This window comes from Pirellulales bacterium, from assembly GCA_036490175.1.
Classification (GTDB): Bacteria; Planctomycetota; Planctomycetia; order Pirellulales; family JACPPG01; genus JACPPG01.
The window spans coordinates 1-10,777 of record DASXEJ010000377.1 but is presented as its reverse complement, the minus strand read 5'-3'; the positions used below and the strand labels follow the sequence as shown (position 1 = coordinate 10,777).

8 protein-coding genes are annotated in these 10,777 nt (G+C 59.2%); 5 read left to right on the top strand and 3 right to left on the bottom strand.

What is annotated here, in order from left to right:
- On the top strand, positions 1 to 1,153 hold a 1,153-nt coding region (locus VGG64_28730), incomplete at its 5' end, for a polymorphic toxin-type HINT domain-containing protein (GenBank protein ID HEY1603621.1).
- Between the two features lie 213 nt (positions 1,154 to 1,366).
- Positions 1,367 to 1,783, top strand: coding sequence for a hypothetical protein (locus VGG64_28725; GenBank protein ID HEY1603620.1), 417 nt, complete (start codon positions 1,367 to 1,369; stop codon positions 1,781 to 1,783).
- A 203-nt stretch (positions 1,784 to 1,986) separates the two neighbouring features.
- Here VGG64_28725 and VGG64_28720 read toward each other — a convergent pair whose 3' ends face one another.
- From VGG64_28720 to VGG64_28710, 3 genes are all read right to left on the bottom strand, one after another.
- Positions 1,987 to 2,181 (bottom strand): helix-turn-helix transcriptional regulator, encoded by a 195-nt coding sequence (locus VGG64_28720; GenBank protein ID HEY1603619.1) that lies wholly within the window; start codon positions 2,179 to 2,181, stop codon positions 1,987 to 1,989.
- Positions 2,181 to 2,867, bottom strand: a complete 687-nt coding sequence (locus tag VGG64_28715) for a recombinase family protein (GenBank protein HEY1603618.1) — start codon at positions 2,865 to 2,867, stop codon at positions 2,181 to 2,183. Before VGG64_28715 ends, VGG64_28720 begins: the two co-directional genes overlap by 1 nt.
- Before the next feature lie 724 nt (positions 2,868 to 3,591).
- Positions 3,592 to 6,291: a hypothetical protein gene (locus VGG64_28710; protein ID HEY1603617.1), complete on the bottom strand. Its 2,700-nt coding sequence runs from the start codon at positions 6,289 to 6,291 to the stop codon at positions 3,592 to 3,594.
- 525 nt (positions 6,292 to 6,816) lie between these two features.
- Here VGG64_28710 and VGG64_28705 point away from each other — a divergent pair.
- From VGG64_28705 to VGG64_28695, 3 genes are all read left to right on the top strand, one after another.
- Positions 6,817 to 9,408 carry a hypothetical protein gene (locus tag VGG64_28705; protein ID HEY1603616.1) on the top strand — a complete coding sequence of 864 codons (2,592 nt, stop codon included), beginning with the start codon at positions 6,817 to 6,819 and terminating at the stop codon, positions 9,406 to 9,408.
- A 13-nt stretch (positions 9,409 to 9,421) separates the two neighbouring features.
- Complete coding sequence (xerC, locus tag VGG64_28700) at positions 9,422 to 10,348, top strand: site-specific tyrosine recombinase XerC (GenBank protein HEY1603615.1); 927 nt, start codon at positions 9,422 to 9,424, stop codon at positions 10,346 to 10,348.
- Between the two features lie 156 nt (positions 10,349 to 10,504).
- On the top strand, positions 10,505 to 10,777 hold a 273-nt coding region (locus VGG64_28695), incomplete at its 3' end, for a hypothetical protein (protein HEY1603614.1).

Here is a 10,777-nt window from a genome sequence, read left to right as displayed (position 1 = left end):
CCAGGCGGCATGGGAAAGCTTTAACAACAACAAGCAGCTAAATTTTGGGATGAGCTTCGTCAATACGGCGCTCGCCGCCGGCGCCACTGTCCTTAGCGGGGGCGGCGGAATCCTGTATTTGGGCGCTGCAGTCGACGACTTGCAGAAGTCCTACAACAATCTGCCCGTCACCCAAGCGCAGTTCAACCAGGGCCAAGTGGCCCAGTCGTATCGGTATCAATTTGCCAGCGGGGCCGCCGATTCCCTCGGCTATGGGCAGTACGGGAAAACACTCGGCACGGTAGCAGACCTAGCGCCGGCCGCCGGTGTCATAACGGTCAACGGGCTTCGGCAGCTAGCTAACACAGAGTCGGCCGCGGTGTCCGCATATAGCCGAAATGTTGTGTCGACGATCGACGACGCGTACATCGCCAGCCTAACGTCCGACTACTCGAACTGCTTCCCGGCCGGAACACCCGTCTCGACCGCAGACGGCCTGCGACCGATCGAAACCATCAAGGCCGGTGACATGGTCTGGGCCTTTGACCTCACGTCGGCATCGTGGAAGCTCCGGCCGGTGCTCGAAACTTACACATTTGAACACAATGGCGACTTGGTTACCGTGACCGTTAACGGCGAGGAAATCACAGCTACTGACTTGCATCCGTTCTGGGTGATTGAAGGCGAGGCGCTTGAATCGCGTCCGCGCCCTGACCATATCGAGGAGGCGCCCGCGAACGCGAAGGTTCCGGGCCGATGGGTTGATGCCAAAGACCTTTGTTTGGGTGACACGCTGCTGCTTAAGGATGGCCGGCGGCTGCCGGTGACCGCGCTGCATGTTGCTTCGGCGTCGAGAATGGTTTATAATTTGCAGGTAGAGGATCTGCACTGCTACGCGGTTGGGACGAGCGAAACACTTGTCCACAACAACAGCGGCAATATCGTGGGCCGCGGGCCGGCGAACCTTGCAGAGCAGCTCACGATGCAGGACGCACAGGCTGGCGGAGGCACTGTGATAATGGCCGGTCCTTTTGGCGACCCCCTGTACCAGGGACCTGGCTGGGTGAAGATGCAAGTTGTCCACTATTCGCCCGATGGTACTGCAATAGTTGTGCATTACATGAAGAACACAACAACCGGGGTAACGAGCCAGTTTAAGTTTAAGAGCCCTTAGGGCCGTGCTTGGAACGGGCCGAGCGCCGAGGTGCTAGCGCCAGGGGCTACGCAGCTTGCCGTCAGGGTCGCCACAAGTCGGCTGTTTTGTCGCGGCCGGTGACGCATCGCTGTTGGCGGGTAGTTGTTCCGCGGTTCTTGCCGCTCGCGTAGAACCTATTAGGGCAGCGGGGTACGCAAGAATTTTTCCTATGACATAGGGTTGCTTGCAGATATGAAGATCGAGTGCATCTCAAATTGCGCCAGTGGCCTGCCTGACGAACTGATCCGGCCCGAGCTTGGGCTTCGCCGCGACCGAATGTTCTCCCTGGGGGTTGGAACGCAATACGTCGTTTACGGATTCACTTACTATCTTGGGCATATTTGGTATTACATCTGTGATGGCGACTACACCTACTACCCGGTGTGGAATCCATCGCCGCTGTTTCGGATTGTTGACAATCGGCTCTCGTCGTTTTGGCGCGTAGGCATTTACGCTGTCGGTTCGGCCGGGCTGCCGATGCCGATTGTCGCTTTCGACGAATGGGTTGGCGATCCGCTCTTTTATGACAAGCTTACGGACGGCGAAGGCGCCGCCGTTGCCCTTTTCAAGGGCTACAAGCGGCTGATTGATGAGGAGTTCGCCGCTTGAGCAATCTTGCGACGAAAATGAGGCAAACGTTCCGGTTTCGGTGTCCCGGTGTCCCGGTCCAGCGAATCGTGAGTGAACGCTTCTCGCAACGACGCGTCGACGGCTTCCCACACCGAGTTACCAATTTCTCAACGGCTCCCCATAGGCCAGCGTCATAGCGGCTTGGGCAGGGGTACGAGATTAACCCCACCCGGGTTAGCTCTTTAGCGACGTGCAACCAGATCGAGATTCAGGTACTCGCAAAGCTTCGCGGCAGTCTCCAGGCCGATGCTACGCTCGCCCTTGATAAATCGGTTGACGATCGACTGGCTGACGCCGCTGCCTTTAGCGAGGGCATACTCAGTCTGGCTGCTGTCGGCGATGGCCTTCCGCAGTTGCTCGACTAGATTGCGTTTCATCACGCCGCCTTTCGCTTCAGAATGCGGCCGACTGTGGTGTGTGTCCAGGTCGAACTGCGTTCTTTCGTCGCGATACGTCGAGCGGTGAGTTCAGCCGCAATTTGCCGAAGCGTGCGGCCGGCTGATCGTAGATCACCAATTAGCACGATGACCTGCTGCTCGACCGCGTTGGGCAGCAAAGTTTTGCCATCGGCGGCCAGGTCGAAGCCGAATCGCACTTTGCCGCAGCGTTCGCCGTTCCGAATCTTGTGCCGGAGCGCCTCGCGGGTCCGCTCGCCAGTCGTTTCGCGTTCCCACTGCGCGACGGAGAGCAAGACGTTCAGCACCAGCCGACCGGCGGCCGTGCGAGTATCAATGCTGTCGGCGACGCTGAACAATTGCTTGCCGGCCTTCTCCCCGAAGTAGCCATCGATCAGCGTCTGCCAATCGGCGACCGAGCGCGTCAGGCGGTCCAGTTTCACGACGACCAACCCGTCAGCCTTGCCAGATCGCAGCAGGCTCAGTGCTCGTTGCAGGCCGGGCCGGCCGAGCGATTTGGCAGACTCGCCAGCGTCCACGATCGTTTCGACAACCTCCAAGTCGTACAGGCTGGCATAAGCGGCCAGCTTGGCCTGCTGGGCATCCAGACTGATGCCGTTGTCGGCTTGATCGACCGTGCTGACTCGGGCGTAGACGATGACTCGCATAGTTGAACCTGCCAGCGGCTTGGTGCTTTCCTAATTCAATCCTATGTCATCTGGCATGTATGTCAACAGGCAAGCATGGCGATTCTGGACACAGACGGACGTTTGGATCCACGCGGCAGTCAGGTCGTAGCGGTTGCATGGCCGGCCGAGAAGCTGGAGCCCGTAGCGAGTTACCGAGTTACCGCCGCTGAATTAAATAGTTGGAAATGCGGCTTCGATTGCGTCGAATTCGAGGGTTTGTCCGAAAAGCCAGTAACTCGTTACCTCGTGCCTGATCGGTCGCGGCCGGGTAGTGAAGCGAGGCGGAGAGCAGCTTGCGGGGTGTCGGCTGTGGCGCCGCCTGAGGCTTTCCAATGCTTCGCGCAGACCAGCGTCTGCGGGACATACTCGCATCGCAGAAGCGCTTTACGGGGCTGCCAGGCGGTCTAGCGTGACTGTAAACCCGCCTGCGACGTGGAAATGTAACCGCGCGTGAAGTGGCACAGGCTCGCCGCGTCCGTCGTGCGTCCGTCGCAAGTATGTCGCACGCAATCACTATTCTGCGACAGAGTGTAACATCCACTGGACGCATCACTTACGATGATGCTGCCCATTCCCGGCCGCTCCCGTCGCTATTTTTCGCTTTAACTTGAGCGAAGCTTGTGCTTCTTCTTTCTCTTCTTCAGTTGAAAAAAAGCACAAAACAGCGACGGGAGCGACGGATTGCCGCGTAGCAGTACGCTAATTACAAATCACGAAGGACTTGCGCTCCGTCGCAATTTGACAACGAAAGCGACGAAGCCGCGACGGCGGCGACGACCGGCGGCGCGATCCAGAACCGGACAAGCGTTTTCAATGTTGACTCAACTACGTCGTATGGGTCATTGGCAAAACAGGCCACCATCGCCACGGCCATATACAGGCCCATGTCCGGCAATGCAGCACCACCGCCGCTCTGCTGGTAAACCGGCTGGTTTGCCATCGCGTATTGCAAGGTCACGCGCTTCGGACGTTCCTTGTCAAAGAATTCCACCTGTATCCCGGTCGCACGGAGATTGGGCGCACTCTCGCGTATTTTGCATGAAAGTCCCGCCACATTCTTGGGCCAACCCTCCTGCCGCTTAGTCGATTCGTCCGTGATCGTGATGAGTTTCTTCAGTAATTCGGTCCAAGTACCGTCGTATCGAACCGTGGCCACGATAAGCTTGCGAACCGCTTCTGCCGCCGGCGAGCTTGCGATTGCCAACTCGTGCGACTCATTTTGGTTGCGGTCCATCGCTCGCATGAAGGTTCCCGGCTCCCAGCCCAATGCCGACTCGACTGCAATGATCCAGTGGGCAAAATCAGCCAGACGGGGTAGATCGAACTGCATTTGCTCGACTTCAGGCAGTTGCTTTAAGCCGTGGGCCGCCGCCGTGAGCAATGCACCGAAGACCGATGCATGAACCTGCGCGAACCGTTCGTCGAGTTCTTTTTCCGTCTTACGAGCCGACTTGGGTACAATGGGCAAGCAGATCCAAAGCGAACGGTCAAGAAAGTCGCTTCGCGTGGCAATATCGGCGATGCCGTTGAGCATTTGTGGTCGTACGGCGTAGAAAAGTGTTTCGGCATCATTCGAGTAATGGCTCCGCTCGCTGTGGCCGCCCCCGGTCGCAACGCGGCACATTGCGTTGGACATCTCCTTTGATACAGAACTCAGATTGTCCAATGCGATGACATGCGCGTTCTTAGCGCAGATCATCAGGTTCTGCTCGTTCTTGGGCATGTCTCGCAAGGGTACGGTGTTTGGATCGATCAACGAGCGAAGCCGCCGGCAAGTAGTGCTCTTGCAACTCCCCTGCTCGCCATTTATCAGAAGGATCGGATACGGGCCAGTCGGTCGAAGTGCAGCCATTAACCACGCAACGGTGAGGGGCCAATCCGCATCGGTGACGTTAATAAACTCTCGCAATTGCGAAACGTTGCCACCTTCAACTGGCATCGGCAGCGCCGCCATGCCGGGATTGCGTACGAATCTGACCGGTGGCTCTGCGACAATCCGCCATCCTTCGCTGCTGACTTCGACCGCCTCCCATGCTTCGTTGCACAAGTCGATATAAAGGTGGCCGTCGTGCTGCGCCGTCCGAACGTGGACGCAATGCTGTTGGCCACTGAAGATCGCTTTAGATTCGAGGGTGGCCACTGCATCGTCCAAAGCGCTCTTGTTGGCAACAATTCCTGTCTCGTGTAGGCGGCCGCGTAGATTCAAGCGATATGCTTCTCCGTTGACCCGCCAAGTCTCGCAGTGATTGCCGACGATCGTCGTCACATAGGCTTCTTTCTCGGCCGTGTGAAACAATTCATCGCCGGCTGCAAGGGCGACGATTTGCTGGGCAACTGAAGGGCCTTTCCTCGAACCCTTTTTGTCATTTGCATCTCTCCAGCCTGGATCGATCAAGTCTCGCAGGTCATCCCAGCCTTTCCCATCGCAATGACTGTGGTGGCATCCAGCAGTGACTTTGCCATTGGCTAACTGGATGACGAATGGGCCGCCATCAGTCTCCGCCGGGCGCCACGGGCAGCGCGCTAGTTCCCAAAGCGTGGCACCATCGCCAAGAGCTTTTGACTTGCCGGTAAGCACGTTCCGTGCATGAAGGTATCCGGGAACATCGAACTGCGCGCCTGTGACCGCCGGAATTCCGCCGGCCGGCAACTTTGCGGTGGCCGCTGGCATCGCGATCGATTCCAACAACTCGCGCGGAACCACTTCGAGGCTTGCGGGCACATCGATTAGTCTAGCGAGTCGATGCGGCCGTTCCGGCACACTATCGCCCTTGCAGGCCAGCGTGCCATACAGTTTCGATATTCGTGAAGGGTTATGGACCTTTAAGTCAACGCCGACGATCTTGTCCCCGAACTGGTGATTAAGCGCTTGCAGGAATCTTTGCACCAAGCCACCATCATCGGCCGGCAAGTCGATTGCATAAAGCAAGTGCCCGCCATTCCCGGAGTCGGCATTCAGCGGATCAGGGAAACCCTTGCTCGAAAGAGATGAGCGAATCTCAATCGCTCGTTTCAACGCCAGGTTGTGTTCTTCATCCGTCGCGGAGATACCGCTCGGCCGCGTTGGGTCAGTGTCGACCAGCAGCCAAAGTCGATGCGTAATCTCAGCGTCGCCGGTCGTCGTCTTCGCGTAAACGGTCGCACGATTTGCAGCACGCGCGAGGCAATCGCGACGGACTGGGTTCAGGGTCGTGTAAACGCCATGACTACGACCGCTCCACTGGGCGGCCGCTTTAAGGAAGTCTTCTTCGTGGTCGCCGTCGAAATAGCCGGAAACGATCCCCTGAGATGTATTCAGGGCTCGCAATTCCACCACGCCACCGCATTGCCAGATGCGCGCCAGAATGTTCTCTGCTGCACGTCGAATCTGCTCCACGTCGCTTCGCTCAGTGTGGTTCGGCATAAGTCTCCGATGTTTTGAATAGCCAACGGAAGGAAAGCAGCGTTGGTTAGCATCGGAGCCCAATTGCGAGCGACTTAAATCGCCCCATTCTAGGCGTTACGTATCGCCTGCATTGTCGTACGACGTTGGATGTAAGTCAGGACGGTGGAACTACTTCTTGCAGGATGTGCAGAAGCGATCCCTCGCCAAATTTGCCACTGCCGTCAGGAATTGAAGATTGTCGCACGAGGTTTTTCTCTCTTCGCTGTTCGCCTTGAGAGGGATGTGCTGCCCGCGTAAGATTGACGTTGACAACCTGATTCGACGCCTACGGGCGTCAAGCTGCTGCTTCGCCAAAACGACCAACCTGGGCGCACAACGCCCTTGAAGATAGAAGCAGCGCATCGGACCGCGTTCCCGGAGACTGGGAACGTCCGGCTTTGCGCTGTTCTATCTGCCTCTTGGTCGAGGTTTGGCGAGCAGTCAAGGTGCGGACGTTCCCTTTTTTCGTGCGCCATCGGAGGGCGATAGCTGGAGCATCGCCCGATGGCTGATTTCAACCCGCAAGCTGACGACCAAAAGCTTCTCGCGCAAGTTCTCGACTATTACCACCACCGGCTGAAAGATAGCCCCGAAGCGCTCGACTATCTGCGTGGGCGTGGCATCACTAACGGCGAAGCGATCGACCAATTCCGCATCGGGTACGCGGATCGCACGCTGGGGCTCAAGCTGCCCGGCAAACAACTCAAAGCCGGCAAGCTGATCCGCGCCAAGCTGGAAGCGCTCGGCCTGTTCCGATCCAGCGGCCACGAACATTTCAGCGGCTCGATTGTGATCCCGATCACGGCGGCCGATGGCAGCGGGCGCGTGCTCGATATCTACGGCCGCAAGATCGGCGCCCGGCTCCGCGCGGGAACCCCGCTGCACACGTATCTCTCAGCCCGGCGGCAAGGCGTTTGGAACATTCAGGCATTCCGGGCCGGCAGTGAAGTCGTTGTCTGCCCCTCGCTGTTCGATGCGCTGACGTTCTGGAATGCCGGCTGCCGCAATGTCACTTGCACGCTGGGCGCCGATGCGCTGACCGATGACCATCTGGCAGCCTTCGCCGAGTTCGGCATCAAGCGCGTGCTCGTCATTGCCGAGAGCATCGCCGATAGGCTGCTGGCAGCCGGCATCGACGTTCATCAAATCAAGCTGCCGGCCGGCATCGACGCCAATGCGTACGCTTTGCAGTTCGACGATCCGGCCGGCGCGCTCGGTGCCCTCATTCGTCGAGCGGAATGGTTCGGCAAAGGTCAGCCGCCGGCCATCCTGCTGCCCGCAATTGAAGTCGATGAACCACCAGCCGACGTGGTTGCCGAGCCCGAACCGCCTGCCAGCATTCTTACAGCTTCTCCGCTCCCGCCAGCGCCCGAAGACATTGAAGCCGATCAGCGTGGCGATGAAGTCGTCATGCACCTTGGCCATCGGCGCTATCGCGTGCGCGGGCTGGCCAAGAATCTTTCATTCGACCAACTCAAAGTCAACGTACTGGCCTCAACCGAATCCGGCATGTTTGTCGACTCGTTCGACCTGTACTCGGCTCGGCATCGCCGGCAGTTCATCGCGCAAGCCGCCATCGAACTGGCCGTGGAAGAGCAGACCATCAAGAAGGACTTGGGCCGCGTGCTGCTGAAGCTGGAGGAACTCCAGGACGATCAGATCAGCCGCCTGACGGAAGTCAAGGAAACAGCGCCCAGCATGACCGACGACGAAAAGGCCGCCGCTCTGGCCCTGCTGCGCGACCCGCAGCTACTCGACCGCATCGTGGCCGATTTCGATTTGATCGGCGAGACCACCAACAAACTGGTCGGCTACCTGGCAGCCGTCAGCCGCAAGCTCGACCAGCCTTTGGCCATTGTCATTCAGTCGTCGTCGGCCGCCGGCAAAACGTCGCTGATGGAAGCCGTGCTGGCCTTCGTGCCGCCCGAAGAGCAGGTCAAGTATTCGGCCATGACTGGCCAAGCGCTCTTTTACATCGGCGAGACCAATCTCCGGCACAAAATCCTCGCGATTGTCGAGGAAGAGGGCGCCCAGCAGGCCAGCTACGCGCTCAAGCTCTTGCAGAGCGAAGGCGAACTGATGATTGCCAGCACGGGCAAGGACGCCGCAACCGGCCGGCTGGTCACTCAGGAATACCGGGTCGAAGGTCCGGTGATGATCTTCCTCACGACCACTGCCATCAAGATCGACGAAGAGCTATTGAACCGTTGCGTGGTGCTCTCGGTCGACGAAGACCGCGAACAGACGAAGGCCATTCACGAACTTCAACGCCGCCGGCAGACGCTGGCCGGGCTGCTGTCCGCTCAAGAGCGGCAACAGACTTTGACGCTACACCGCAACGCCCAGCGGCTGTTGCGCCCGCTGCTGGTGGCCAACCCCTACGCCGAAGCCTTGACCTTCCTGGATGACAAGACCCGCACGCGCCGCGACCACGTCAAGTATCTGACGCTGATCCGGGCCATTGCCCTGCTGCATCAGTTCCAGCGGCCGATTCAGACCGTCGTGCATGAAGACCGGCAAGTCGAATACATCGAAGTCACGCTAGACGATATCGCCATCGCCAACCGGCTGGCCAGCGAAGTGCTGGGCCGTTCGGTCGATGAACTGCCACCGCAGACCCGGCGGCTACTGGGCCTCATTGACGATCTGGTATTGGCCGCCTGCGAGCGCCAAGGCATCGACCGAACCGATTATCGCTTCGGCCGCCGTGATATCCGTGAAGCCACGGGTTGGGGTCACACTCAGTTGAAGGTCCATCTCAAGCGGCTGGAGGAACTCGAATACCTGCTGATCCACCGAGGTGGTCGCGGACAATCGTTTGCCTACGAATTGCTGTTTGACCCGCCACCCGACGCCGGCAAGCGGTTCCTGGCGAGGCTGATCGACGTGGACCGCTTACGCGGGTACGACGCTGAGCGGTCGGGGGTAAACGGGCAGAAGTCGGGGCGCGGTCGGCCCCAAGTCGGGGCCAAGTCGGGGCGTTGTCGGCCCTCGAAAATCGCCGCAACTGCCAATGGCGAAACGGCTCAACAGCCCTCCGCACCGAAAGTGATTCAAACCGCACATCTGGACCAAGAAATTTCCGCCACGTCGTAGCTGGAGAAAAACCATGCGAGCCATGCTGGATGAGTTCCTGGAATGGATGCGGATCAAGAACTACTCAGACAAGACCGTGGTGGGCCGGCAGGTCTACCTGAACTACTTCATCGACTGGTGCGCCGAGCGGGGCATCATGGAGCCGGGCGAAGTCACCAAGCCGATGATTGAGCGCTACCAGCGGTATCTGTACCACTACCGAAAGAAGGACGGCGACCCGCTCAGCTTCCGCAGCCAACACGGTCGGCTGCTGCCGATCCGCGCCTGGTTCAAGTGGTTGGCCAAGAACAACCACGTGCTTTACAACCCGGCCAGCGAAATCGAACTGCCGAAGCTGGAAAGCCGGCTGCCCAAGTTCGTGCTAAGCGCCAGCGAGGCCGAGCGGGTCATCAGCATGCCCAACGTCACCGAAGCGCTGGGCCTGCGCGACCGGGCCATTCTGGAGACCTTCTATTCGACCGGCATTCGCCGCATGGAGCTAATTGGGCTCAAGCTCTACAGCCTGGACGCCGATCGCGGCACGGTCATGGTCCGACAAGGCAAGGGGCGCAAGGATCGGATGATTCCCATCGGCGAGCGGGCGCTCGGCTGGATCGAACGCTACCTGCGCCAAGTGCGGCCACGCTTGCTGGCCGGCGATACGGCTGGCGACGTGGTGTTTCTGACGCACACGGGCCAGCCGTTCACGCCGAACAATATCACCCAACTGGTGCGCGACTACGTGAACGCAGCGGATATCGGCAAGCGCGGCAGTTGCCACCTGTTCCGCCACACGATGGCCACACTGATGTTGGAGAACGGCGCGGACATTCGCTTCATCCAGGCCATGCTGGGCCACGTGAAGCTGACGACGACCGAAATCTACACGCGCGTCAGCATCCAAAAGCTGAAGGAAATCCATACGGCCACCCATCCGGCCAAGGCGCAGCGCTCGCCCTGATCGGGTAAAATCCCGGGCATGAGCCCGCACGCTCGCGTCAGCCGCGATCGCAGATTTAGCCGGGAAACCCCCTCTGGGCGCAAATTTCCCAAAGGCCGGCCTGCGCCCGGTCATCGCCGCTTTAAGTCCCAACCTGCATCGGGGTTTGGGCCACGCTTGCCGAAAGCAAGCGGCAAGAGTTTTTGTTGGGCCAACGAAAGTTATACCTACGACGCGGCCGGCAATCGCCAAACCACGACCACCGGCACGGCCGCCACCGACACCCTGCAAACCAGCACTTCGACGACCACCACCGGCAACCAACTCCAGTCCGACGGCACTTTTATCTACAGCTACGATGCCGATGGCAACGTGGTGCAAAAGGAGCGCATCTCCGAAGCCGAAGCCCCGGATTTTAAGACCGTCTATTCTTACGACAACGCGGGCCGG